The 23,060-nt window shown below is 73.0% G+C and carries 21 protein-coding genes; 11 read left to right on the forward strand and 10 right to left on the reverse strand.

From position 1 onward, the window contains the following. Window positions 1-16: 16 nt before the first annotated feature. The 3 genes from ACGFWJ_RS28230 to hutH all read right to left on the reverse strand — a co-directional run bounded on the left by ACGFWJ_RS28230 (window position 17) and on the right by hutH (window position 3,104). Window positions 17-361 (reverse strand): hypothetical protein, encoded by a 345-nt coding sequence (locus tag ACGFWJ_RS28230; RefSeq protein ID WP_392954654.1) that lies wholly within the window; start codon window positions 359-361, stop codon window positions 17-19. A gap of 136 nt (window positions 362-497) precedes the next feature. Beyond that, on the reverse strand, window positions 498-1,370 hold the full coding sequence (locus tag ACGFWJ_RS28235; protein WP_387644843.1) for a MurR/RpiR family transcriptional regulator: 873 nt from the start codon (window positions 1,368-1,370) through the stop codon (window positions 498-500). A gap of 171 nt (window positions 1,371-1,541) precedes the next feature. Then, the gene (gene hutH, locus ACGFWJ_RS28240; RefSeq protein WP_387645017.1) at window positions 1,542-3,104 is read right to left on the reverse strand and encodes a histidine ammonia-lyase; all 1,563 of its coding nucleotides are present in this window, start codon (window positions 3,102-3,104) and stop codon (window positions 1,542-1,544) included. 96 nt (window positions 3,105-3,200) lie between these two features. Between hutH and fdhD the strand changes: the two genes are divergently transcribed. Continuing rightward, window positions 3,201-4,019, forward strand: a complete 819-nt coding sequence (gene fdhD, locus ACGFWJ_RS28245; RefSeq protein WP_392954656.1) for a formate dehydrogenase accessory sulfurtransferase FdhD — start codon at window positions 3,201-3,203, stop codon at window positions 4,017-4,019. Between the two features lie 21 nt (window positions 4,020-4,040). Here fdhD and ACGFWJ_RS28250 read toward each other — a convergent pair whose 3' ends face one another. Continuing rightward, on the reverse strand, window positions 4,041-4,241 hold the full coding sequence (locus ACGFWJ_RS28250; RefSeq protein ID WP_392954658.1) for an acyl-CoA carboxylase subunit epsilon: 201 nt from the start codon (window positions 4,239-4,241) through the stop codon (window positions 4,041-4,043). A gap of 21 nt (window positions 4,242-4,262) precedes the next feature. Beyond that, window positions 4,263-5,852 carry an acyl-CoA carboxylase subunit beta gene (locus tag ACGFWJ_RS28255; RefSeq protein WP_387644835.1) on the reverse strand — a complete coding sequence of 530 codons (1,590 nt, stop codon included), beginning with the start codon at window positions 5,850-5,852 and terminating at the stop codon, window positions 4,263-4,265. 202 nt (window positions 5,853-6,054) lie between these two features. Between ACGFWJ_RS28255 and ACGFWJ_RS28260 the strand changes: the two genes are divergently transcribed. From ACGFWJ_RS28260 to ACGFWJ_RS28270, 3 genes are all read left to right on the forward strand, one after another. Continuing rightward, window positions 6,055-6,951, forward strand: a complete 897-nt coding sequence (locus ACGFWJ_RS28260) for a biotin--[acetyl-CoA-carboxylase] ligase (RefSeq protein ID WP_392954660.1) — start codon at window positions 6,055-6,057, stop codon at window positions 6,949-6,951. Window positions 6,952-7,146: 195 nt separating this feature from the next. Beyond that, complete coding sequence (locus ACGFWJ_RS28265) at window positions 7,147-8,238, forward strand: adenylate/guanylate cyclase domain-containing protein (RefSeq protein WP_392954662.1); 1,092 nt, start codon at window positions 7,147-7,149, stop codon at window positions 8,236-8,238. A gap of 203 nt (window positions 8,239-8,441) precedes the next feature. Continuing rightward, window positions 8,442-10,199 carry a diguanylate cyclase domain-containing protein gene (locus ACGFWJ_RS28270; RefSeq protein WP_392954664.1) on the forward strand — a complete coding sequence of 586 codons (1,758 nt, stop codon included), beginning with the start codon at window positions 8,442-8,444 and terminating at the stop codon, window positions 10,197-10,199. A 208-nt stretch (window positions 10,200-10,407) separates the two neighbouring features. Here ACGFWJ_RS28270 and ACGFWJ_RS28275 read toward each other — a convergent pair whose 3' ends face one another. Further along, a complete protein-coding gene (locus tag ACGFWJ_RS28275; RefSeq protein WP_392954666.1) occupies window positions 10,408-10,827 on the reverse strand; it encodes a DoxX family protein in 420 nt (139 codons plus the stop codon). A 246-nt stretch (window positions 10,828-11,073) separates the two neighbouring features. Between ACGFWJ_RS28275 and mmpB the strand changes: the two genes are divergently transcribed. Then, the gene (gene mmpB / locus ACGFWJ_RS28280; RefSeq protein ID WP_387644821.1) at window positions 11,074-11,208 is read left to right on the forward strand and encodes a morphogenic membrane protein MmpB; all 135 of its coding nucleotides are present in this window, start codon (window positions 11,074-11,076) and stop codon (window positions 11,206-11,208) included. Between the two features lie 9 nt (window positions 11,209-11,217). Then, window positions 11,218-11,829, forward strand: coding sequence for a Maf family protein (locus tag ACGFWJ_RS28285; protein WP_392954669.1), 612 nt, complete (start codon window positions 11,218-11,220; stop codon window positions 11,827-11,829). Between the two features lie 10 nt (window positions 11,830-11,839). Here the strand turns inward: ACGFWJ_RS28285 and ACGFWJ_RS28290 are convergent, their stop codons facing one another. Next, entirely contained in the window at window positions 11,840-12,592 is a 753-nt protein-coding gene (locus tag ACGFWJ_RS28290) for an alpha/beta hydrolase family protein (protein ID WP_392954671.1), read from the reverse strand. A 248-nt stretch (window positions 12,593-12,840) separates the two neighbouring features. Between ACGFWJ_RS28290 and ACGFWJ_RS28295 the strand changes: the two genes are divergently transcribed. Further along, window positions 12,841-13,593 (forward strand): hypothetical protein, encoded by a 753-nt coding sequence (locus ACGFWJ_RS28295; RefSeq protein WP_392954673.1) that lies wholly within the window; start codon window positions 12,841-12,843, stop codon window positions 13,591-13,593. Between the two features lie 207 nt (window positions 13,594-13,800). Continuing rightward, the gene (locus ACGFWJ_RS28300) at window positions 13,801-15,576 is read left to right on the forward strand and encodes an acetyl/propionyl/methylcrotonyl-CoA carboxylase subunit alpha (RefSeq protein ID WP_392954675.1); all 1,776 of its coding nucleotides are present in this window, start codon (window positions 13,801-13,803) and stop codon (window positions 15,574-15,576) included. 50 nt (window positions 15,577-15,626) lie between these two features. Here ACGFWJ_RS28300 and ACGFWJ_RS28305 read toward each other — a convergent pair whose 3' ends face one another. From ACGFWJ_RS28305 to ACGFWJ_RS28315, 3 genes are all read right to left on the reverse strand, one after another. Beyond that, window positions 15,627-16,979 (reverse strand): condensation domain-containing protein, encoded by a 1,353-nt coding sequence (locus ACGFWJ_RS28305; protein ID WP_392954677.1) that lies wholly within the window; start codon window positions 16,977-16,979, stop codon window positions 15,627-15,629. Between the two features lie 47 nt (window positions 16,980-17,026). Further along, the gene (locus ACGFWJ_RS28310) at window positions 17,027-17,941 is read right to left on the reverse strand and encodes a DeoR/GlpR family DNA-binding transcription regulator (RefSeq protein ID WP_392954757.1); all 915 of its coding nucleotides are present in this window, start codon (window positions 17,939-17,941) and stop codon (window positions 17,027-17,029) included. 198 nt (window positions 17,942-18,139) lie between these two features. Then, complete coding sequence (locus tag ACGFWJ_RS28315) at window positions 18,140-19,594, reverse strand: NAD(P)H-quinone dehydrogenase (protein WP_392954679.1); 1,455 nt, start codon at window positions 19,592-19,594, stop codon at window positions 18,140-18,142. Between the two features lie 121 nt (window positions 19,595-19,715). Here ACGFWJ_RS28315 and ACGFWJ_RS28320 point away from each other — a divergent pair, with 121 nt between their 5' ends. The 3 genes from ACGFWJ_RS28320 (at window position 19,716) to ACGFWJ_RS28330 (ending at window position 23,013) form a co-directional block, all read left to right on the forward strand. Beyond that, window positions 19,716-20,153 (forward strand): gamma-glutamylcyclotransferase, encoded by a 438-nt coding sequence (locus tag ACGFWJ_RS28320; RefSeq protein ID WP_387644804.1) that lies wholly within the window; start codon window positions 19,716-19,718, stop codon window positions 20,151-20,153. 177 nt (window positions 20,154-20,330) lie between these two features. After that, window positions 20,331-21,161: a purine-nucleoside phosphorylase gene (locus ACGFWJ_RS28325; RefSeq protein ID WP_387644801.1), complete on the forward strand. Its 831-nt coding sequence runs from the start codon at window positions 20,331-20,333 to the stop codon at window positions 21,159-21,161. A 154-nt stretch (window positions 21,162-21,315) separates the two neighbouring features. Beyond that, on the forward strand, window positions 21,316-23,013 hold the full coding sequence (locus ACGFWJ_RS28330) for a phospho-sugar mutase (protein ID WP_392954681.1): 1,698 nt from the start codon (window positions 21,316-21,318) through the stop codon (window positions 23,011-23,013). Window positions 23,014-23,060: the final 47 nt, after the last annotated feature.

A 23,060-nucleotide genomic window follows, 5' to 3' on the forward strand; every position in this document is an offset into this window, starting at 1 on the left:
GTCGCCTGACCGGTCGTCAGGCCGCTTCGTCGCCGCCCCAGTCGATGCCGATCTCGGCGAGCCAGCGGCGGTCCTCCGCGTCCGGCTGGGGCGTCGGCTCGTCGGGGCGGGTCTCGTCGTTCTCGCCGGGGCGGGACGGTGGGCGCGGGATGTACTGGACCGGGCCGACGCCGTAGCGGGCGGCGGCCTCGTCGGCGGCCGGGTCGCCGGGTTCGAGGACGCCGATGTGGATGGCTTCCTCGTCGCCCGGGTCGAGCACGGTGAGTTCGGGGTGCGGCGGGCGGCGCAGCGCGATGCGGCGGCCGCACTGCGGGCAGGACCATTCGTCGGCGCCGGAGCCGAGCCGTCCGGTGAGTCTCATCTGGTGGATCGGTGGTGGCATTGGACTTCCCCCGTCCAAAGCTGTCTTCGTCCCTGTCGAGTCCCTACCGGGAAGATGCCCGTTCACGGCCGGTCGTCAACCCGGTGCGGGGGTGTCATTGGGGGAACAGGCGGTGTCATTCCAGGAACAGTTGACGGGCCGTCGCCGACTGTTCGATGGCTTCCAGTCGGGCCTCCGCGCCGGGGATCTCGTCGCACATCGCCTGGAGCAGGACCCGGCCGAGCATCATCGGGGCGCAGGCGGTGTCGAAGACCAGGCCGGTGCCGACGGCGGCGGGCAGCATCACGTCGGAGAGTTTGGCGACGGGGGCGAACGCGGAGTCGGCGACGGTCAGGACGGTCAGTCCGCACTCGCGGGCGACGGTGAGGGCGTCCATCAGTTCGCGCGGGTAGCGGGGCAGCGCGAAGCAGAGCAGGGCGGTGGCTCCGGCGGCGACGGCCTGTTCGAGGCGGTCGGCGAGCATCGAGCCGCCCTCGTCGATCAGCCGGATGTCGGGGTGGACCTTGGCGGCGAAGTAGGAGAAGCCGCCGGCCTGGGCGGAGGCGGCGCGCAGGCCGAGCACCGGCAGTGGGCGGGAGGCGGCCAGGATCCGGGCGGCGCGGACGATCGGCGCGGGGTCGGCGAGCAACTCGGCCAGGTTCCGCAGGTGTTCGATCTCGGCGAGCACGGCCTGCTGGTGCTCGTTGCGGACCACGTCGTGGTGGCTCTCGGGGGCGGCGGCCTCGCCGACGCCGAGTTCGCGCAGCTGCTTGCGCAGCGCCGGGTAGCCGTCGTAGCCGAGCGCGACGGCGAACCGGGTGACGGACGGCTGGCTGACGCCGGCGAGTTCGGCGACCTCGACGCTGGACAGGAACGGCGCCTCGGTGGCGTGCCGGACCAGTGAGTGGGCGATCCGCCGCTGAGTGGGGGTCAGCCGGTGGCCCTCGAAGAGCTGGAGCAGCCGGGCGGAGGGCCCGGTGGTCGTTCCGGTCTCGTCAAGGGCGGGCATGTTCGGGTACCTCCACATTCGGTTGGACGTTCGCCGGTGGCTTCGGCGGTGGGACGACTGTGACGCAGTCCCGGCAGGTGGGCAATGGCGTTTCGCCAAGCGGGACGGGCGCGTTCGGACAGTAGTCCGGCGCGCCCGTCCTGTGTCGTGCCCTTAGGGCCGGACAGGCCCTTAGGCGAGCGGGCCGGTCACCTGCTCCACGGCCCCGATCAGTGTGCCGGAGGCGACCAGCTCGGCGGCGGCCTCCAGGTCCGGGGAGAGGAAGCGGTCCCGGCCGGGCCCGCCGACGCCGGCCGCGCGGGCGGCGGCGACCGCGGCGGCGGTCGCCGGGGCGAGCACCCCGGTCTCCTCGGCGGCCTGTTCCCGTATCTCCAACGCCCGTGCGGAGGCGACGAGTTCGACGGCCAGCACGCGGCCGAGGTTGGCCACCGCCTGGCGCAGCTTGCGGGCCGCGGACCAGCCCATCGAGACGTGGTCCTCCTGCATCGCCGAGGACGGGATGGAGTCCACCGAGGCGGGCACCGCGAGCCGCTTGTTCTCGCTGACCAGGGCGGCCTGGGTGTACTGGGCGATCATCAGACCGGAGTCCACGCCCGGGTCGTCGGCGAGGAACGCGGGCAGGCCGTGCGAGCGGGCCTTGTCGAGCAGCCGGTCGGTGCGGCGCTCGGAGATCGAGGCGAGGTCGGCGGCGGCGATCGCCAGGAAGTCCAGCACGTAGGCGACGGGCGCGCCGTGGAAGTTGCCGTTGGACTCGACCCGGCCGTCGGGCAGCACCACCGGGTTGTCGACGGACGCGGCGAGTTCGCGGTCGGCGACCAGCGCGGCGTGCGCCAGGGTGTCGCGGCCGGCGCCGGCCACCTGCGGGGCGCAGCGGATCGAGTAGGCGTCCTGGACCCGCGGCGCGTCGTCCTGGTGGTGGCCGGTGAGGCCGGAACCGCGCAGCACGGCCAGCATGTTGGCGGCGGCGGCGGCCTGGCCGGGGTGCGGACGGATCGGGGCGTGCAGTTCGGGGGCGAGCACCTTGTCGGTGCCGAGCAGCGCCTCGAGCGTCATCGCGGCGGTGATGTCGGCGGTGGTGTACAGGCGCTGGAGGTCGGCGAGGGCCATCACCAGCATGCCGAGCATGCCGTCGGTGCCGTTGATGAGGGCCAGGCCCTCCTTCTCCAGCAGTTCGACGGGTTCGATGCCGGCGGCGGCGAGCAGTTCGGCGGCGTCCTTCTCGACGCCGTCGGGGCCGAACGCGGTGCCCTCGCCCATCAGGACGAGCGCGCAGTGCGAGAGCGGGGCGAGGTCGCCGGAGCAGCCGAGCGAGCCGAACTCCCGTACCGCGGGGGTGATTCCGGCGTTCAGCAGGGCGGCCATGGTCTGGGCGACCAGCGGGCGGACGCCGGTGCGGCCGGAGGCCAGCGTCTTCATCCGCAGGAACATCAGCGCCCGAACCACCTCGGTCTCCACCAGCGGGCCCATGCCGGCGGCGTGCGAGCGCACCAGCGAGCGCTGGAGCTGGGCCCGCAGTTCGGGGCTGATGTGGCGCACCGCCAGCGCGCCGAAGCCGGTGGAGACCCCGTACACCGGGCGGGGTTCGGCGGCGAGGGCGTCGATCCGGGCCCGCGCGGCGGCCATCTCGGCGAGCGCGTCCGGCCCGATCTCCACCCTGGCCCCGCCCCGGGCGACGGCGAGGACATCCTGGGCGCTGACGTCGGCCTTGCCGACCTGGACGACGACACTGTGCATATCCATATGCACATTCTCATCAGGTGAATGCGGATATGACAAGCAACCGGCGCCGCGTCCCCGGATGGTTGACTGGCCCGCGGAGGTGCGACACGGATGGCGCGGGCAACGGTACGGCGGCGAGTGGTGCGGCTGGACGGCGGGGAGCGCGGGGCGCGACCCGACAGTCTGGCGGCGGAGGAGCCGCTGGAGATCCGGATCGGCGGCGAGGCGCTGACCGTCACCATGCGCACCCCCGGCCACGACTTCGACCTGGTGGCGGGCTTCCTGGTCGGCGAGGGCCTGGTCGGCGCCACCGGGGAGCTCGCCGCGCTGCGCTACTGCGCGGGCACCGACGAGGACGGCGCCAACACCTACAACGTGGTCGACGCGGCCGTCCGCGGCGCCCGCCCCGCACTGTCCGCGCACCGCAACCTGCTCACCACCAGCGCCTGCGGCCTGTGCGGACGCGACACCGTGGACGCCGTGCGCACCCGCAGCCGCTGGGACGTCTCCGCGGACCCGCTGCGGCTCGACCCTGAGGTGCTCTACGCCCTGCCGGAGCGGCTGCGCGCCGCCCAGCGCACCTTCGACTCCACCGGCGGCCTGCACGCCGCCGCGCTGTTCGCCGCCGACGGCACCCTGCTGTGCGCGCGCGAGGACGTCGGCCGGCACAACGCGGTGGACAAGGTGGTCGGCTGGGCGCTGCGCGAGGGCCTGCTCCCGCTGCGCGGGCACGTCCTGCTGGTCTCCGGCCGGGCCTCCTTCGAACTGACCCAGAAGGCCGCGCTGGCCGGCCTGCCGCTGCTGGCGGCGGTCTCCGCGCCGTCCTCGCTCGCCGTCGACCTGGCCGAGGAGCTCGGCCTCACCCTGGTCGGCTTCCTGCGCGGCCGCACCGCGAACGTCTACACCCGCGCGGACCGGATCGCCGACTGAGCGTCGGCGATCCGGCCATGATCAGCGCGGCCAGAAGCTGGTGCGCCAGGCGTGCGGCCCGTGCGCGGGGACGGGGCGGGGAGTGCGGCTGGTCCACGCGGTGGCCGGGCCGCTCGCGGAGGCCGACGCGGCCCCGGCGGCGGCCCGGGCTTGGACCACCGCCAGGACGGTGGCCAGCTCCTCGGGGGTCGGCTGCCCGTGCAGCACCTGAATGGGAGTCATGTCGCGGGGTGAACCCTTCTGCTACAGCGGGATGTTGCCGTGCTTCTTCGGCGGCAGCGCCTCCCGCTTGCCGCGCAGCGCCCGCAGCCCGCGGACGATGTGCTTGCGGGTCTCGCTGGGCGCGATGACCGCGTCGACGTAGCCGCGCTCGGCGGCCAGGTACGGGTTGAGCAGGGTGTCCTCGTACGAGGCGAGCAGCTCGGCCCGGCGCTCCTCGCCCCGGCCCTCCGCCTCGGCGGCGGCGATCTCCCGCCGGTGCAGGATGTTGACCGCGCCCTGCGCGCCCATCACGGCGATCTGCGCGGTCGGCCAGGCCAGGTTGAGGTCGGCGCCCAGGTGCTTGGAGCCCATCACGTCGTACGCGCCGCCGAACGCCTTGCGGGTGATCACGGTGATCAGCGGGACGGTGGCCTCCGCGTAGGCGAAGATCAGCTTCGCGCCGCGGCGGATGATGCCGTCCCACTCCTGGCCTGTGCCGGGCAGGAAGCCGGGCACGTCGACGAAGGTCAGCACCGGGATGTTGAACGCGTCGCAGGTGCGCACGAAGCGGGCGGCCTTCTCGCTGGCGGCGATGTCCAGGCAGCCGGCCAGGTCCATCGGCTGGTTGCCGACCACGCCCACCGGGTGGCCCTCGACCCGGCCGAAGCCGACCACGATGTTGCCCGCGTACAGCGGCTGGACCTCCAGGAAGTCCCCGTCGTCCAGCACCCGCTCGATCACGTGCCGGATGTCGTACGGCTGGTTCGCCGAGTCCGGGACGATGGTGTCGAGTTCGAGGTCCTGCTCGGTGATCGTGAGGTCGGCCTGCTCGGGGTAGGCCGGCGGGTCGCTCAGGTTGTTGGACGGCAGGTACGACAGGAGGCTCTTGACGTACTCGATGGCCTCCTTCTCGTCGGCGGCCAGGTAGTGCGCGTTGCCGGACTTGGTGTTGTGGGTGCGGGCGCCGCCCAGCTCCTCCATGTCCACGGTCTCGCCGGTGACGGTCTTGATCACGTCGGGGCCGGTGATGAACATGTGCGAGGTCTTGTCGGCCATCACCACGAAGTCGGTGACCGCCGGCGAGTACACCGCGCCGCCCGCGCACGGGCCCATGATCAGCGAGATCTGCGGGATCACACCCGAGGCGTGCACGTTGCGGCGGAAGATCTCGCCGTACAGGCCGAGCGAGACCACGCCCTCCTGGATCCGGGCGCCGCCGGAGTCGTTGATGCCGATCATCGGGCAGCCGGTCTTCAGCGCGAAGTCCATCACCTTGACGATCTTCTCCCCGAACACCTCGCCCAGCGAGCCGCCGAACACCGTGAAGTCCTGGGCGAACACCGCGATCTGGCGCCCGTCCACGGTGCCGTAGCCGGTGACCACGCCGTCGCCGTACGGCCGGTTCTTCTCCTGGCCGAAGTTGGTCGAGCGGTGCCGGGCGAACTCGTCGAACTCCACGAACGAGTCCTCGTCCAGCAGTTCCAGGATCCGCTCGCGGGCCGTCAGCTTGCCCTTGGCGTGCTGCTTCTCGACCGCCGCGGCGGAACCGGAGTGCACCGCCTCGTCGATCCGCCGGCGCAGGTCGGCGAGCTTTCCGGCGGTGGTGTGCGGGTCGTGCGGTGCCTCGGCCATTGCGGTGGCTCTCCCTGCGTCCTCGGCCGCCGGCCCGGGGCGTGGAGGGTTACGGGCAGGGCGGCGCTGCGGTCTACCGTTGCGTAGCGTAGCCAGCGCGGGGGCGTCCGCGGCTATGGCCATCGACACATCGTGCCACTGCCCGGTTTGCGGGACGATGATGCGGCGTGCGGCTGTTGGCCGTACCTCTAGGGTGGCTGGGGTGAGCACTCCCGAGAGCCCCCGGCCCCGTCGTTCCGGACTGCGCGGCTTCGGCCACGGCGGCCCGTCCCCGTGGACCGACCTGGACCGTCCCCCGCTCGACGAGGCGGCGCTGCGGCTCGACCTGCTGCGCCCCGGCGCGCTGTGGACCTCACTCGATGTGGTGAGCGAGACCGGCTCCACCAACTCCGACCTGGCCGCCCGCGCCAAGGACGGCGCGCCCGAGGGCGCGATCCTGGTCGCCGAATCGCAGAGCGCCGCCCGCGGCCGGCTCGACCGCCGCTGGACGGCGCCGCCCCGCTCCGGGCTGTTCCTGTCGGTGCTGCTGCGCCCGCAGGGCGTGCCGATGGAACGCTACGGCTGGCTGCCGATCCTGATCGGCACCGCCGTCTCCGCCACCCTCGACCGGATCGCCGACGTCCGCACCGGCCTGAAGTGGCCCAACGACCTGCAGGCCGAGGTCGACGGCCAGGAACGCAAGCTCGGCGGCATCCTCACCGAACTCTCCGGCGGCGCCGTCGTCGCCGGCCTCGGCCTCAACGTCTCGCTGCGGCAGGCCGAACTGCCCGTCCCCACCGCCACCTCGCTCGCCCTCGCGGGCGCCGGGACCACCGACCGGGCGACCCTGCTGCGCGCCCTGCTGCGCGAGTTCGCCGAACTGTACGGCGAGTGGACGGCCGCCGCCGGCGACCCGCACGCCAGCGGACTGCTGCCCGCGTACACCGCCCGCTGCACCACTCTCAACCGGCCGGTGAAGGTCCAACTCCCCGGCGAGCGCGAGCTGCTGGGCGACGCGGTGGCCGTCGACGGCGACGGCCGACTGGTGGTCCGCACCGCCGACGGCACCCGGCACGCCGTCGCCGCGGGCGACGTGGTGCACGTCCGCCCGCAGAACTGACCGGCCCCCACCGGCCCGGTCTCACCCAGCGGGACCCTCGGGTCCGCTGCCGGGCGGATGCCCCGGATTACGCGATTCCGTGCGAACATTCCACCTGGCAGCGGTGTGAGGCTCGCCACTACCCCCTGCGGTGGTCGCGTAGCCGAACCCCGAGGACGGCAAGACACAAGTGCGCGAACGCACGGGGACGGACCGGTGACAGACAACGGCGGCGCCACCACGGGCTCCGGCAACGGCGGCACTCCCGCCGACGCGTACGACGGGACGGACGAGACCACCGTCGCGACCGACCTCGAGCGGCTGATCCTCGACGCGCCGCGCAAGTACACCCCGTACCAGGCCGCGCGCGTCGCCGAAGTCCCGATGGACCTCGCCACCCGCTTCTGGCGCGCCATGGGCTTCCCCGACATCGGCCAGTCCCGCGCCCTCAACGACAACGACGTGATCGCGCTGCGCCGCCTGGCCGGCCTGATCGAGTCCGGGCTGCTCAGCGAACCGATGGCGATCCAGGTCGCCCGCTCCACCGGCCAGACCACCGCGCGACTCGCCGGCTGGCAGATGGACACCTTCCTCGACAACCTCACCCAGCCCGTCGAACCCGGCCTCACCCGCTCCGACGTCGCCTACCCCCTGGTCGAACTGCTCCTCCCCGAGCTCGAACAGTTCCTGGTGTACGTCTGGCGCCGCCAACTCGCCGCCGTCACCGGCCGCGTCGTCCAGGCCGCCGAGGACACCGAGACCACCTCCGGCCGCCTCGCCGTCGCCTTCGCCGACCTGGTCGGCTTCACCCGGCTCTCCCGCCGCCTGGAGGAAGAGGAACTCGGCGAACTCGTCGAAGGCTTCGAGAACACCTGCTCCGACCTGATCGCCGGCCAGGGCGGCCGCGTCGTCAAGACCCTCGGCGACGAGATCCTCTTCGTCTCCGAGGACCCCGCCACCGTCGCCGAGATCGCCCTCTCCCTGGTCGAGACCCTCGCCAAGGAGGACAACATGCCCGCCCTCCGCGTCGGCATGGCCTTCGGCACCGTCACCTCCCGCATGGGCGACGTCTTCGGCACCACCGTCAACCTGGCCTCCCGCCTCACCTCCATCGCCCCCAAGGACGCCGTCCTGGTCGACGGCGAACTCGCCACGGCGCTGGAACACAACGGCTCCGCGACACTCCCGGAGGGCACCCCTGCCCCCGGCCACCGCTTCCACCTCCAGCCCATGTGGCGCCGCCCGGTCCGCGGCCTCGGCCTCGTCGAGCCCTGGCTGCTGACCCGCACCCCGGCCCCGGGGGCTTGAGTTTCTGATCGGGTCGCCACGAACGTCAGGTCATTGCCCGTCCCGCGATCTTTCCGACGTTCGCCTTCCGCCTCGCGCAGTTCCGCCCCCTCGCTTCGCTGGGGGTACCCCCAGCGCCCCCGGTTTCGCTCTCACCTGCCCAGAAATCCACCCATACCGCCATAGGCTGGACGAAACGGCCCGTGGGAGGGAATGTGGCGGCGATGAGCGATCAGGTTGCGCCGGACTCGCGGTTGCAGGCGGTGGTGGAGCTCGCGCAGGCGATGGCGGGGGCGATGACGCCGCTGGAAGCGGTGAACGCGGCGGCGGCCCGGGCGACGTCCGCGTTGGGGGCGACGATGGCGGCGGTCTCGGTGTGGGACCGCGAGTCGGGCCGGTTGCGGGTGCTGGTCAACCACGGGGAGCTCGCGCCGGGCGAGGAGGAGCTGCCCGAGGACGAGTCGTATCCGGTCGCGGACTTCCCGGAGATCGTGACGTACCTGGAGGAGCACTGGACCACCGGCCGACTCCCCCGCGCCTGGGTGCAGACGGCGGAGGATCTCGGTCCGCACGCCGGGCACCCGCTCCCGGCCTCCGGCGCGTTCTGCCGCTCGCGCGCCGCAGGCCTGCGACGGCGGGGCCGGGGCAGCTGCCTGGTCGCGCCGATCGTGCTGCACGGCCAGGCATGGGGCGAGCTGTACCTGGCGCGCGGGATCGGGATGCCGGTGTTCACCGATGCCGACGCCGAGTACGCGACCCTGCTGGCCGCGCAGATCGCGGCGGGCCTCGCGCAGACCGAACGGGTCGCCGACCTGCGCCGACTGGCGTTCACGGACGCGCTGACCGGCCTGGCCAACCGTCGCGCGGTGGATGCCCGGCTGGAGGAGGCGTTGAAGGCGCACGCCCGGGACGGCGCGGTGGTGTCGCTGGTCGTGTGCGACGTGAACGGGCTGAAGCGGGTCAACGACCAGTTGGGCCACGAGATGGGCGACCGGCTGCTGGAGCGGTTCGCGCACCAGCTGTCGCTGTCGGCGGCGAAGCTGCCCGGCAGCCTCGCGGCGCGACTCGGCGGGGACGAGTTCTGCCTGCTCACGGAGGGCCAGTCCGCGGACGAGGTGGTCGCGGTCGCGGAGGAACTGTGCACCCGCGCACTGGAGTTGACGGACGGCGAGGGCGTCGCCTGCGGGATCGCCTCGACCGGGGACTCGATCGGCCCGGTGACCACGGCGGACCGCCTGTTCCGGCTGGCCGACGCCGCCCAGTACCGGGCGAAGGCCGCCCGGGCGGCGCACCCGGTGGTGGCCGGCCGGGCCCAGGGACCGGGGTTCACCCCGGACCCGGTGGTACAGCTCGCGGACAGCCGCCGCGCGCCGACCGGACGGCCCAACGGCGAACGGCGACGGTTCCGCGGCTCGGCACACAGCGCGGACCCGGGACAGCTCCTGGCGGCAGCACTCGCGGCGCTGGACCAGGGCGGCGTACAGGGCGCGGTGACGCATCCGGCCGACACGCTGGGGCGTCTGTCGGTGGTCGCGGAAACCGCGTCACGACTGCTCAACGCCGTCGGCTGGTGGGTGTCGTACGTACCACCGGGCTCACCACTGATGCGCACCGCCCGGCACGCCGTGTACCGGATGACGGGCGGCCCCGCATCGGCCCGGGCCCGCACCCAGCGGGCCCAGATCGAAGCCCCGGACGCGGTGTTCGACCTGCGGCACTACCCACTGACCGGCCGCGCCGTCACCGGCGGATCGTTCGCCCTGCGGGTCGGCGCACCGGGCAACGACCCCTCCGAGGAGGCCGTGATGGTGGTCTCCGGCTACCGAGCGATGGTCGCCGCGGGCGGCGCCAACCCTGCGGGCGGCTGGCTGCTCGAACTGTTCGCCGACGAGAGCACGCTCCCACTCGGCCAGGTCGCCCCGGCCCTCCGCGCGCTGGTGGCGGTGGCCCTCTCGGGGCCGTGCTCCCCACCGCCGTCCTGACCGGGTGCGAAACCGGGGGCGCGAGCGGGTGCGAAGCCGGGGGCGCGGGGAACTGCGCGAAGCGGAAGGCACCCAACCGCAAGATCGCGACGCAGGACAATGACCTGCACTTGATCGCGACCTTGCGGACGTGACTTGCGCTTGTCGCGCAGTTCCGCCCCCTCGGCTTCGCCTGGGGGTACCCCCAGCGCCCCTGGTTGTGCTCTCCCTAGCGCGCGAACCGCCGACCGAGCGCGAAGCTGCCCGGGCCAACGGCAGCAATGAGCAGGAACGCCCAACAGAACAGCACGGCCGGCTCGCCGCCGTTCTGCAGCGGGAACAGCGCGTTCTCCTGGTGCACGGTGAAGTACGCGTACGCCATCGAGCCGGAGGCAATGAGCGCGGCGGCCCGGGTGCCGATGCCGAGCAGGACGAGCGCGCCGCAGGCGAGCTGGATGACGGCGGCGTACCAGCCTGGCCAGGTGCCGGCGGGGATGGTGCCGCCGCCGTGTGCCCCGCCGAGGACGCCGAACAGTGAGGCGGCGCCGTGGCAGGCGAACAGCAGGGCGGTGACGACCCGGTAGAGCGCGACGAAGTGCGGGCGGGCCGCGTCGGTGGCGGCTCTTGCGGTGGTGACGAGGTCGGACATGGGACTCCTCAGCCTGAACCAGTGGGGTGGTCTGCTGTGCGTGCCCTGACCTGGAGCCGACCTGCTGCCGGTTCGTGGGGGGAGTTCGGCGCCCCGCACGGCGCCGATCATGAACCGGACAAGTCAGCTGCTCCATTGCAGGGGTCGCGGAGCTCCGCGTCAAGCATGCGTCCGAACCATCACCCGTCCCAGGACTGAGTACGGATACTCAGGCGCCGCGCCGCACGCACGTTGCAGGCTGATCGAATGCTCTGGAAAGACCCCCGCGACGAGCCGTCGCCCGAGGCCCGCGAGGTGCAGCGCAGGCTGCGCCGCACGGCGGTGGTGCTGGCGGCGCTGGCCGTGATCGCGGCGGCGCTGGTGCTGGCCCGGCACGGTTAGGCTGAAGGCATGACCGCTCGCCGCCCGCTCGTTCTCGCGTCCGCCTCCCCCGCCCGGCTGGGCCTGCTGCGGCAGGCGGGCCTGGATCCGCAGGTGCGGGTGAGCGGGGTGGACGAGGACGCGCTGTCCGCGCCGACGCCCGGCGAGCTCGCGTTGGTGCTGGCGGTGGCGAAGGCCGGGAAGATCGCCGGTGAGCTGGCCGCCGAGCCGGGTGAGCCGCCGATCGTGATCGGCTGCGACTCGGTGCTGGAGCTGGACGGCCAGGCGCTCGGCAAGCCCGGCGACGCCGCCGAGGCGATCGAGCGCTGGCGCTCGATGCGCGGTCGCGCGGGCGTGCTGCGCACCGGCCACTGCGTGATCGACACCGCCACCGGCCGGCAGGCGCAGGCGACGGCGTCCACCACCGTCCGGTTCGGCACCCCGGACGACGCCGAGGTCGCCGCCTACGTCGCCTCCGGCGAACCGCTGCACGTGGCCGGGGCGTTCACCCTGGACGGCCGCTCCGCACCGTTCGTGGAGGGGATCGACGGCGACCCCGGCAATGTGATCGGCCTGTCGCTGCCGCTGCTGCGCCGCCTGCTCGCCGAGCTGGACGTCCGGATCACCGACCTCTGGGTCTGAACAGAACCGCTCAGCCCGCCGCGGGCGCGTGCTTGGCCAGGTAGGCCTGGACGTCGGGCAGTGCGCCGTCCTTGAGCAGCGGGGCGCCGTGGTTGCCGCCGGGGTAGAGCTTCAGCTGCTTGTCCTCGGCCACCGAGGCCTCGTACAGCGCCTTGGCGTTGGCGTTGAAGGGGACGTCGAGTTCCTCGGCGGCGAAGTAGGTCGGGATCTTCACCGACTTGACCGCGAGCGCCGCGTTGAACTGGCTGTACACGTCGGGCGAGCTGAGCGAGACCACGGCCTTGATCGGCAGCGGGCTGTCCAGTTTGGCGGCGACCAGGGAGGCTGCGGCGCCCTTGGAGGCGCCGATCAGGGCGATGCTGGTGACGCCCTTCTCCTTGAGGCGGTTGGCGGCGGCCTTGATGCCCTCGGTGACGTCGCCCTCGCTGGTGAAGGCCGTCACGGCATACCCGGCCTTGGTGAACTCGCCGAAAACCGGCGCCCATTCGCACAGCGATCCGCTCAGCTGGTGGGAGAGGATCAGCGCGGTCTTCGCCCCGCCGGCGTCCGAGTCCTGGTAGTAGGCGTCCAGCTCGGTGCCGCCCGCGGTGCCCGCGTCGAGGGCGAAGGAACCCTTTGCCGCCTGCGCCTTCGTCAGGCACCCGTAGGTCGCGGCGGTGGGCTCCGGGGTGGCCGCGGCCTTGGTCGAACTGCCGCTGCTGGAACAGGCGGTGAGCGCCAGGGCGGTCGCGGCGAGTGCGACGGGCAGCATGGAGCGCTTCACGATTCCCCCGTGAATTATTCGGATATGTGATGGTGGCTGCGACGCTAGGGACGGCCCCCGAACCCGGTCAATGGTCTGAACCATTCTGTTATGTCGGCCCGCGAAGAGAGTGACCGGATTCCGGTTCGCAAGGTGCGGAATCGGACAGAACCGGGGGCGTACATCTGTTGCACAGTTCCACCCCCGGGGCCGGTGGGCCGCCGTTAGGCTGGCGAGCCGGACCGGAAAGGGGCGTTGAGGAGCGGAACATGACCGATGGGGTGCTCAACGTCGTGCTGGGACTGGTCGCTTCGGCGATCAGCGCCGGCCTGGGCTGGCTGGCGCAGACGGTGCGCCGGCGCCGCCGGTTGGAGCGGGAGCGCGCGTTCTTCGGGCTGCAGTCCGGCGGCGAGGCGCTGCTGGTCGCCAATCGGCAGGTCTCCTCGTCCGATCCGCACAGCGTGGCCCGTGACGACGTGTACGCGCTGATGGAAGTGGCCGCGCTGGTCCGCGAGTGCGGGGCCCGGTCCGTGCTGACCTCGCACGACGAGGTGCGTCAGGGGCTGGGCGACAAGACCGAGTTCTGCGTGGGCGGTCCGGAGAGCAACACGCGGACCGGTGCGCACCTGGCGTCCTGGCTGCCCGGCGCGGTGTTCATCGCCCCGCCGGACGGTGCCGGGCATCCGGTGCGCACACTGCTGATCGGGGAGCGGGAGTTCGCCTTCCGGACGCCCGCCGAGCAGCCGGGCGGGACGGCGTACGTACTGCTGGCCCGAATACACCTGCGGCCGGGCAGCCGGCCGGTGTTCCTGATCGCCGGTCAGACCGCTGTCTCCAACCACGCGGCGGTGCGCTACCTGGCCGCCCACCACCGCTCGCTGGCCCGCCGGCACGGCCCGGACGGGGCGTTCGCGGTGGTGCTGCGGGTGGTCAACGCCCGGGCGTACGGCCCGGACGTGGTCGAGTTCGAGGCGGACGTGACCGCCGAGGCGACCGCCCCGCCGCAGCCGGCGGCCGCTTGAACCATGCTCCGGCGTGGCTGAGGCCACCCGGTCCACCGTGTTTCCCGAGCGACCCGCGCGCCCCGCGACCTGCGGTGCGTCGCCAATCGCCGTCGTCCGTACGGAAGTCGGGAAACCCGAGCGTGTGAGCACGCTCACCACCAGGGACTACTCGCCGGTAGCGCCCTTCAATCCATAGACTCGACGAGGTTCGAGAAGGGAGCCACAGTGCGCAAGGTGCTCATCGCCAATCGCGGCGAAATCGCTGTCCGCGTCGCCCGGGCGTGCCGGGATGCCGGTATCGCGAGTGTCGCCGTCTACGCCGAGCCGGACCGGGACGCGCTGCACGTGCGGGCGGCCGACGAGGCGTACGCGCTGGGCGGCGACACCCCCGCGAGCAGTTACCTGGACATCGCGAAGGTCCTGAAGGCGGCCGCCGATTCGGGCGCGGACGCGATCCACCCCGGCTACGGCTTCCTGTCCGAGAACGCCGACTTCGCCCAGGCCGTCCTCGACGCCGGCCTGACCTGGATCGGCCCTCCCCCGCAGGCGATCCGCGACCTGGGTGACAAGGTCACCGCCCGGCACGTGGCGCAGCGCGCTGGTGCCCCGTTGGTGGCTGGTACCGCCGACCCGGTGTCGGGTGCCGAGGAGGTGGTCGCGTTCGCGTCTGAGCATGGTCTGCCGGTTGCGATCAAGGCGGCGTTCGGTGGTGGTGGTCGTGGTCTGAAGGTGGCCCGTACGCTGGAGGAGATTCCGGAGCTGTACGAGTCGGCGGTGCGTGAGGCGGTGGCCGCGTTCGGCCGCGGTGAGTGCTTCGTCGAGCAGTATCTGGACAAGCCGCGGCATGTCGAGACGCAGTGTCTGGCCGACCGGCATGGCAATGTGGTGGTGGTCTCCACTCGTGACTGCTCGTTGCAGCGTCGCCACCAGAAGCTGGTCGAGGAGGCGCCCGCGCCGTTCCTGACGGCGGAGCAGAACGCCGAGTTGTACCGGGCGTCGAAGGCGATCCTGCGTGAGGCGGGTTACGTCGGCGCCGGCACCTGCGAGTTCCTGGTCTCCCAGGACGGTCTGATCTCCTTCCTGGAGGTCAACACCCGGCTCCAGGTCGAGCACCCGGTGTCCGAGGAGGTCACCGGTCTGGACCTGGTCCGTGAGATGTTCCGGATCGCCGACGGCGAGGAGCTCGGCTACGACGACCCGGAGGTCCGCGGTCACTCCTTCGAGTTCCGGATCAACGGCGAGGACCCGGGGCGCAACTTCCTGCCCGCGCCCGGCACCGTCACGCTGTTCGCCCCGCCGTCCGGCCCGGGCGTGCGCCTGGACGCCGGCGTCGAGTCCGGCTCGGTCATCGGCCCGGCCTGGGACTCGCTGCTGGCCAAGCTGATCGTCACCGGCACCGACCGCAAGCAGGCCCTTCAGCGCGCCAAGCGCGCCCTGGAGGAGTTCAAGGTGGAGGGCATGGCCACCGCCATCCCGTTCCACCAGGCCGTGGTCACCGACCCCGCCTTCGCCCCCGAGGTGCACGGCTCCGAGGGCCCGTTCACGGTCTTCACCCGCTGGATCGAGACCGAGTTCGACAACACCATCCCGGCGTTCGCGGGCGCCGGCGGCGACGGCGAGGAGCCCGAGGGCCGCGAGACCGTGGTGGTCGAGGTCGGCGGCAAGCGCATCGAGGTGTCGCTGCCGTCCTCGCTGGGCGTCGCCTCGGCCCCGGCCGCGGGTGCCGCGGCGGGCAAGGCGAAGCGCCGGGTGGGCGCCAAGAAGGCCGCCTCCGCGGTCTCCGGCGACACCCTGGCCTCGCCGATGCAGGGCACCATCGTCAAGGTCGCCGTCGAGGAGGGCCAGGTCGTCGCCGAGGGCGAGCTGATCGTGGTCCTGGAGGCGATGAAGATGGAGCAGCCGCTGAACGCCCACAAGGCCGGCACCGTGGTCGGCCTGAAGGCCGAGGTCGGCCAGTCGGTCTCCAGTGGCGCCGCGCTCTGCGAGATCAAGGACGTCTGATCCGTCCAGGAAGGGCGGCGGGAGTTCACCAACTCCCGCCGCCCATCCGGCTATTCGGCCGCCTCCAGCACCAACTGCTCGACGCCGCACAGGAACTGCGCCATCTGCGCGCGCTCCAGCAGCGCGCTGTCGGCGACCATCAGCAGCTCGATCGCGCCGGGCGCGGCGACCACGTCCACCGCGACGGACACCCCGGGGCGGGCCGGGAACGTGTCCGGGAAGCTCAACTCCCGTTCCACCAGAGGGACTTCGCCGACCCCGCCGGGCATCAGGGCGGCCAGTGGGTCCCGGGTGTCGTTCCAGATCACCGAGTGGTCGGCCAACTCCGCATCAGCCGAACGCAGTTCCTCCAGGTCGGCGTCCAACTGCGGCTTGTGGTACCCGGAGTGGCGGTAGGCGCTGAGCGCCGGGCCCTGGCAGCGGCGGACCGTCTCGTCGAACTCCCCGGCCAGCTCCGGGAGATGGAACAGGCCCTCCTGGGCGAGCGTCGTGACGGCCTCGGCGGACTGCGCGGTGAACCGGTTGCCGACCACCACCTGGAACAGCACCTCACGCTGCCCGCCCAGCCGCCCCAGTTCGGTCGCGGCGGCGGCCAGCAGCACCGTGGCGTCGCTGGTCCGCAGCCGGGCCGCGGCCCGCGGCAGCGCGGAAGCCAGCTCCGGGGAGCGCAGCACCGCGAACGGGAACCGCCGTTCCGGGTCCGGTTCGCCGTCCGGGCGCGGGAGTTGGGTGCGCGGGCCGGAGCTCAGCTTGTCCCGCCAGTACCGGCGGGCGGCGGCGTCCCGGCGGCGGCCGCGCGGCGAGTCCTGCTCGGCCGCCTCTTCCAGCGGCTGCGTGAAGTCCCGTTCGGTGCGCAGCTCGTCGGCGCTCCGCCCGGCGGCCAGCAGCGTCAGGTCGCGGACGGCGCGGCGCATCCCCCAGCCGTCCGAGGCGGTGTGCGACAGCACCAGCACCGTCTGCCGGACCAGGCCGTCCACCAGCACCAGGCCGAGCCGCACCGGCCACTCGCGCGGCAGGTCGAACGGCCGGTCGGCGAACTCCGCGAGCAGCTCCGCCGCCGCCCCGGCGGCCCGCTCGGCGCTGGAGCGGTGCAGCACGGCGACCGGCAGCGCCCCGTCCGCGTCCACCTCCTGCACCAGCTCGCCGTCCCGCTCGACCAGCCGGGTGCGCAGCGCGTCGTGCAGGTGCAGCAGCTCGGTGAAGGCGCGCAGCGCCGTCTCCAGCGGCAGGCCGGGCTCGACGGGCGCCGACAGCCGCAGGTTGTAGCGCGGCGCGTCGGGGCCCAGCTTGACCAGCGCGGTGTGGATGGCCCGCTGGCCCCAGGTCGCGGGGCCTCGCCCGCCCCGCGCCGACCGGACCGTCAACTCCGCTGTGCGGTCGAGCCGTTCACTCGATGCGTCCATGAGGCCAGACGCTACAAGCGGGGCGGGCGGAGCGGAACGGGGTGCGGTCAGCGGATCCGCTCGGCGAGCCGCGGGGCGACCGGCAGCGTGCCGTGCGGGGCGGGACGGCGCTGGCCGGGCAGCGGGGAGCCGGGGGCCAGGCCGGCCGGCGGGACGGGGCGGCGCGGCACCGCCGAGGACGGCTGCGGGTGCACCGTCGAGGTCTCGGCGGACAGACCGAGCGCGGCGACCGAGATCTGCACGCCGCAGTCGGCGAGCGCGTCGAGTTCGCGGGCCGTCGGGTCCTCGGCGGCGGTGTGCTCGTCGGTGACCAGCCGGGTGATCCCGTCGGTGGCGACGGTCTGGAACATGCTGTCCGCGCCGAGCTTGGTGTGGTCGGCGAGGACGATCACCTCGTTGGCGGACTGCACCAGGGCCCGGTCGACGCTGGCCGAGAGCATGTTGGCGGTGGACAGGCCGCGTTCGGCGGTCAGTCCGCTGCCGGAGATGAAGGCCTTGGTGACCCGCAGCCCGGCCAGCGACTGTTCGGCGCCGCTGCCGACCAGCGCGTAGTTGGATCCGCGCAGGGTGCCGCCCGTCATCACCACCTCGACGCGGTTGGCGTGCGCCAGCGCCTGGGCGACCAGCAGCGAGTTGGTGACCACCGTCAGCCCCGGCACCCGGGCGAGCCGGCGGGCCAGCTCCTGGGTGGTGGTGCCGGCGCCGACCACGATGGCGTCGCCCTCCTCGACCAGGCCCGCGGCGAGATCGGCGATGGCGCTCTTCTCGGCGGCGGCGAGGTGGGTCTTCTGCGGATAGCCGGGCTCCCGGCTGAAGCCGCCGGGGAGCACCGCGCCGCCGTGGCGGCGGTCGAGCAGCCCTTCGGCCTCCAGCGCCCGGACGTCCCGGCGGACGGTGACTTCGGAGGTCTGGACGACGCGGGCCAGCTCTCGGAGCGACACGGCTCCGTTGGCGCGCACCATCTCGAGGATCAACTGGCGACGTTCTGCAGCAAACACAGAACCGACGGTAACCCGAGTGACCGTCTGCTTTCAGGCGTTTGCACCTGGTAACTGGATTTGCTCACCTGAGAGCGGCGCACGACCGTACAATGCGCGCTCCGCCGGGCGGGTGAGCCGGGCGGCGTGCGCCCGGCTCGGCCCGAACGAGCCGGTGGAACGTCAGGAAGCGGCGCCTTCGCGCTTGCGAATGTGCAGCTGACGCGCCGCCTCGGCGGTGGAGCCGGACAGCGACGGGTAGACGGTGAAGGTGTTGGCCACCTGCTCGACCGTCAGGTTGTTGTCCACGGCCAGCGAGATGGAGTGGATCAGCTCGGAGGCGCGCGGCGCGACCACCACACCGCCCACCACGATGCCGGTGCCGGGGCGGGCGAACAGCTTCACGAAGCCGTCCCGGATGCCCTGCATCTTGGCCCGCGGGTTGCCGCGCAGCGGGAGCTTGATCTCGACCGCGTCCATCTTTCCGCAGGACACGTCGGCGTGGGTGTAGCCGACGGTGGCGATCTCCGGGTCGGTGAACACGTTGGACGCCACGGTCTTCAGGTTCAGCGGCTGCACCGCGTCACCGAGCGCGTGGTACATGGCGATCCGGCCCTGCATGGCGGCCACCGAGGCCAGCATGAAGACGCCGGTGCAGTCGCCGGCCGCGTACACGCCGGGGGCGGAGGTGCGGGAGACCCGGTCCACCTTGATCTGGCCCCAGTCGTTGACCGCGACGCCGGCCTCCTCCAGGCCCAGGTCGGCGGTGTTGGGGATGGAGCCGACCGCCATCAGACAGTGCGTGCCGGTGATCACCTTGCCGTCGGCCAGCGTGACCTCGACCCGGTCGCCGATCCGCTTGACGCTCTCGGCACGCGAACGGCCCATCACGTTCATGCCGCGGCGGCGGAAGACGTCCTCCAGCACCTCGGCGGCGTCCGGGTCCTCGCCGGGCAGCACCCGGTCGCGCGAGGAGACCAGCGTGACGTTGGAGCCGAGCGCCTGGTAGGCACCGGCGAACTCGGCGCCGGTGACGCCGGAGCCGACCACGATCAGCTCGCGCGGCAGCTCCTCCAGGTCGTACACCTGCGTCCAGGCCAGGATCCGCTCGCCGTCCGGCTGGGCGTCGGGGAGTTCGCGCGGGCGCACGCCGGTGGCGATCAGCACCGCGTCGGCCCGCAGCGCCTCGACGCTGCCGTCGGCGTGGTCGACCAGCACCTCGCGGGAGCCGTCGATGGCCTGCCCGCCGCTGCCGAGCCGGCCGCGGCCGCGCAGCACGGTGACGCCGGCCCGGGTGACGGCCTGGGTGATGTCGTGCGACTGGGCGATCGCCAGCCGCTTCACCCGTCGGTTCACCTTGCCGAGGTCCACCCCGACCACCCGGGCCGGGTCGGCGGCGTCCGGCGTGCCGTCCGCGACCAGGATGCCGAGTTCCTCGTACGAGCTGTCGAAGGTAGTCATCACCTCGGCGGTGGCGATCAGCGTCTTGGACGGCACGCAGTCCGTCAGCACCGCCGATCCGCCCAGACCGTCGCGATCGACGACGGTCACCTCCGCGCCGAGCTGGGCTGCCACGAGGGCCGCCTCGTATCCGCCTGGTCCGCCACCGATGATCACGATCCGAGTCACGTGCTCCATTGTCCCGCACGCCGGAACGGATTCCACGCCGGGGCCGTTGCTGTTGACCCTTGCTCCCGAAGATGGGGCCGAGGCTGCGGACGGACCTGCGCGGGCGGGCCGCTCCCGTAGGCTGGCGGTCATGTCGCTCTATGCCGCCTACGCCACCAACCTCGACGCCCGGCAGATGAGCCGGCGCGCGCCGCACTCCCCGCTGCGCGGCTCCGGCTGGCTGCCCGGCTGGCGGCTGACCTTCGGCGGCGAGCAGCTGGGCTGGGAGGGCTCGCTGGCCACCGTGGTGGAGGACGAGAAGGAGCAGGTCTTCGTCACGCTCTACGACATCGCCCCGATGGACGAAGAAGGCCTGGACCGCTGGGAGGGCGTGCAGCTCGGCATCTACCGCAAGGTGAAGCTGCGCGCGCAGACCCTGGACGGTGAGGTCGCGGTGTGGACGTACGTGCTGAACGACTACGAGGGCGGCCTGCCCGCGGCCCGCTACCTCGGTCTGATCGCGGACGCCGCGGAGAGCGCCGGCGCCCCCGACGACTACGTGCTGGACCTCCGCCGCCGCCCCTGCTGACGAGGCCTCCGCGCTTGCTGACGACGTCTCCGCGCTTGCGCCGGACGGGAGTTCGGGCGTAGTCCGGCCGGGCCGGCGGGGACGAATGGCGGCGTTCCGTACATTCCGGGTAACGATCCGGCATGGCTCGGCCCAGTTGTCTACGCGCGTAGGCAGATTTGACCTATCCTCGACCTTGTGAACGCATCTCCTCAGACGGTCGTCTCCGCCGACCCCTACGCCGCCGCCCGGGAAGCCGCCGACCGGCTGCGCGAACTCACCGGCGCCGAACGCCACGACGTCGCCCTGGTGATGGGCTCCGGCTGGGTGCCGGCCGCCGACGCCCTCGGTGAGACGCTCTCCGAATTCCCGGTCACCGAGCTGCCCGGCTTCCCCGCCCCCGCGGTGGCCGGCCACGCGGGCACCGTCCGCTCGGTCCGGATGCCCGGCGAGGGCGACCGCCGCGCCCTGGTCTTCCTCGGCCGCAACCACTACTACGAGGGCCACGGCGTGGCCACCGTGGTGCACGGCGTGCGCACCGCCGCCGCGGCGGGCTGCAAGACCATCGTGCTGACCAACGGCTGCGGCGGCCTGCGCCACGGCTGGACGCCCGGCCAGCCGGTGCTGATCAGCGACCACATCAACCTGACCGCGGACTCCCCGATCGTCGGCGCCAACTTCGTCGACCTCACCGACCTGTACTCCAAGCGCCTGCGCGCCCTGTGCCTCGAGGTCGACCCGTCGCTGGACGAGGCCGTGTACGTGCAGTTCCGCGGCCCGCACTACGAGACCCCGGCCGAGGTCAACATGGCCCGGGTGCTCGGCGGCGAACTGGTCGGCATGTCCACCACCCTGGAGGCCATCGCCGCCCGCGAGGCCGGCGCCGAGGTGCTCGGCATCTCGCTGGTCACCAACCTGGCCGCGGGCATCACCGGCGAGCCGCTCAACCACGCCGAGGTGCTGGAGGCCGGCAAGGCCTCCGCCGAGCGGATGGGCGCCCTGCTGGCGAAGGTCCTGGAGCGCATCTGACACCCCGCCCGGGAGGCGACTCCCGGGCGGCGCAGCACCTCTGACCGAGAATCGGCGCAGGACGACGGCGGCCACCGACGGGTTCGGTGGCCGCCGTCGCTCAGTTCGCCGCAGCACTGACACTCCTTCCACCCACGTACAGGGAGCGGGCCGCATGCCGAAGGCACCCACCACCGACCTCCTCGACCGGGCCCGGGCCTGGCTGGCCGAGGACCCCGACCCGCAGACCCGTGAGGAGCTGGCCGCGCTGCTGGCCGCCGCCGAGGGCCCGGACGCCGAGTCCGAGGAGCGGATCGCCTGGTCGCGGCTGGCCGAACGGTTCGACGGGCGGCTCCAGTTCGGCACCGCCGGCCTGCGCGGCGAACTCGGTGCCGGCCCGATGCGGATGAACCGCGCCGTGGTCATCCGCGCCGCCGCCGGCCTCGCCGCGTACGTCCGCGCCAACCCCGCGCTCGGCGACCTGATCGTGATCGGCTACGACGCCCGCCACAAGTCGCACGACTTCGCCCTCGACACCGCCGCCGTCGTCGTCGGCGCCGGCCTGCGCGCCGCGGTGCTGCCCCGGCCGCTGCCCACCCCCGTCCTCGCGTACGCCATCCGGCACCTGGGCGCGGCGGCCGGCGTGGTCGTCACCGCCAGCCACAACCCGCCGCAGGACAACGGCTACAAGGTCTACCTGGGCGACGGCTCGCAGATCGTCCCGCCCGCCGACGCCGACATCGCCGCCGAGATCGACGCGCTCGGCGCCCTCGCCTCCGTGCCGCGCGCCACCGAAGGCTGGGAGGTCCTCGGCGAGGACGTCCTGGACGCCTACCTCGACCGCGCCGCCTCCGTCCTGGAGGCCGACGGCCCGCGCGAGCTCTCCACCGTCTACACCCCGCTGCACGGCGTCGGCCGCGACGTGCTGCTCGCCGCGTTCGAACGCGCCGGCTTCCCAGCGCCCACCGTGGTCGCCGAACAGGCCGAGCCCGACCCGGACTTCCCCACCGTCGCCTTCCCCAACCCGGAAGAGCCCGGCGCGATGGACCTGGCCTTCGCCACCGCCCGCGCCGCCCGCCCCGACCTGGTCATCGCCAACGACCCGGACGCCGACCGCTGCGCCGTCGCCGTCCCCACCCACGACGGCGACTGGCGGATGCTGCGCGGCGACGAGGTCGGCGCGCTGCTCGGCGCGGCCCTCGCCGCCAAGGGCGCGAGCGGCGTCTTCGCCACCACCATCGTCTCCTCCACCCTGCTCGGCAAGATCGCCTTCGCGGCCGGCCTCGGCTACGCAGAGACCCTCACCGGCTTCAAGTGGATCTCCCGCGCCGAGGGCATCCGCTACGGCTACGAGGAGGCCCTCGGCTACTGCGTCGACCCGGACGGCGTCCGCGACAAGGACGGCATCACCGCCGCCCTCCAGATCGCCGAACTCGCCGCCGGCCTGAAGCGCGACGGCCGCACCCTCACCGACCTGCTGGACGACCTGGCCCTCGCCCACGGCCTGCACGCCACCGACCAGCTCTCGGTCCGCGTCGACGACCTCACCGTCATCACCGACGCCATGCGCACCCTCCGCGACAAGCCCCCCGTCGAACTGGCCGGCCTCACCGTCACCCACGCCGACGACCTCACCGCCGGCACCCCCGAGCTCCCGCCCACCGACGGCCTCCGCTACTACCTCAGCGGCCCCACCGTCACCTCGGCCCGCATCGTGGTCCGCCCCTCCGGCACCGAGCCCAAGCTCAAGTGCTACCTGGAGGTCGTCCTCCCGGTCGCCACCCACGACGTCCTCCCGGCCACCCGCGAACAGGCCCACGCCCTGCTGACCACCATCAAGCAGGACCTGGCGCTCGCCGCCGGCCTCGTCTGACCGTCCGTCGACTTCGCAAAGCAACAGGGCCCCGGGGAGAACCCCGG

Origin of the sequence: Kitasatospora sp. NPDC048407 (assembly GCF_043200475.1) — a bacterium.
Taxonomy (GTDB): Bacteria; Actinomycetota; Actinomycetes; order Streptomycetales; family Streptomycetaceae; genus Kitasatospora.

Excerpts from the sequence above, each read along its gene's own strand:
- ACGFWJ_RS28310 (WP_392954757.1), bottom strand. The coding sequence starts at position 17,941 with ATGGTGCGCGCCAACGGAGCCGTGTCGCTCCGAGAGCTGGCCCGCGTC.
- ACGFWJ_RS28275 (WP_392954666.1), bottom strand. The coding sequence starts at position 10,827 with ATGTCCGACCTCGTCACCACCGCAAGAGCCGCCACCGACGCGGCCCGC.
- ACGFWJ_RS28330 (WP_392954681.1), top strand. The coding sequence starts at position 21,316 with ATGCCGAAGGCACCCACCACCGACCTCCTCGACCGGGCCCGGGCCTGG.
- ACGFWJ_RS28250 (WP_392954658.1), bottom strand. The coding sequence starts at position 4,241 with ATGACTCCCATTCAGGTGCTGCACGGGCAGCCGACCCCCGAGGAGCTG.
- hutH (WP_387645017.1), bottom strand. The coding sequence starts at position 3,104 with ATGCACAGTGTCGTCGTCCAGGTCGGCAAGGCCGACGTCAGCGCCCAG.
- ACGFWJ_RS28235 (WP_387644843.1), bottom strand. The coding sequence starts at position 1,370 with ATGCCCGCCCTTGACGAGACCGGAACGACCACCGGGCCCTCCGCCCGG.
- ACGFWJ_RS28255 (WP_387644835.1), bottom strand. The coding sequence starts at position 5,852 with ATGGCCGAGGCACCGCACGACCCGCACACCACCGCCGGAAAGCTCGCC.
- ACGFWJ_RS28295 (WP_392954673.1), top strand. The coding sequence starts at position 12,841 with ATGACCGATGGGGTGCTCAACGTCGTGCTGGGACTGGTCGCTTCGGCG.
- ACGFWJ_RS28230 (WP_392954654.1), bottom strand. The coding sequence starts at position 361 with ATGAGACTCACCGGACGGCTCGGCTCCGGCGCCGACGAATGGTCCTGC.
- ACGFWJ_RS28315 (WP_392954679.1), bottom strand. The coding sequence starts at position 19,594 with ATGGAGCACGTGACTCGGATCGTGATCATCGGTGGCGGACCAGGCGGA.
- ACGFWJ_RS28320 (WP_387644804.1), top strand. The coding sequence starts at position 19,716 with ATGTCGCTCTATGCCGCCTACGCCACCAACCTCGACGCCCGGCAGATG.
- ACGFWJ_RS28270 (WP_392954664.1), top strand. The coding sequence starts at position 8,442 with ATGAGCGATCAGGTTGCGCCGGACTCGCGGTTGCAGGCGGTGGTGGAG.
- ACGFWJ_RS28305 (WP_392954677.1), bottom strand. The coding sequence starts at position 16,979 with ATGGACGCATCGAGTGAACGGCTCGACCGCACAGCGGAGTTGACGGTC.
- mmpB (WP_387644821.1), top strand. The coding sequence starts at position 11,074 with ATGCTCTGGAAAGACCCCCGCGACGAGCCGTCGCCCGAGGCCCGCGAG.
- fdhD (WP_392954656.1), top strand. The coding sequence starts at position 3,201 with ATGGCGCGGGCAACGGTACGGCGGCGAGTGGTGCGGCTGGACGGCGGG.
- ACGFWJ_RS28285 (WP_392954669.1), top strand. The coding sequence starts at position 11,218 with ATGACCGCTCGCCGCCCGCTCGTTCTCGCGTCCGCCTCCCCCGCCCGG.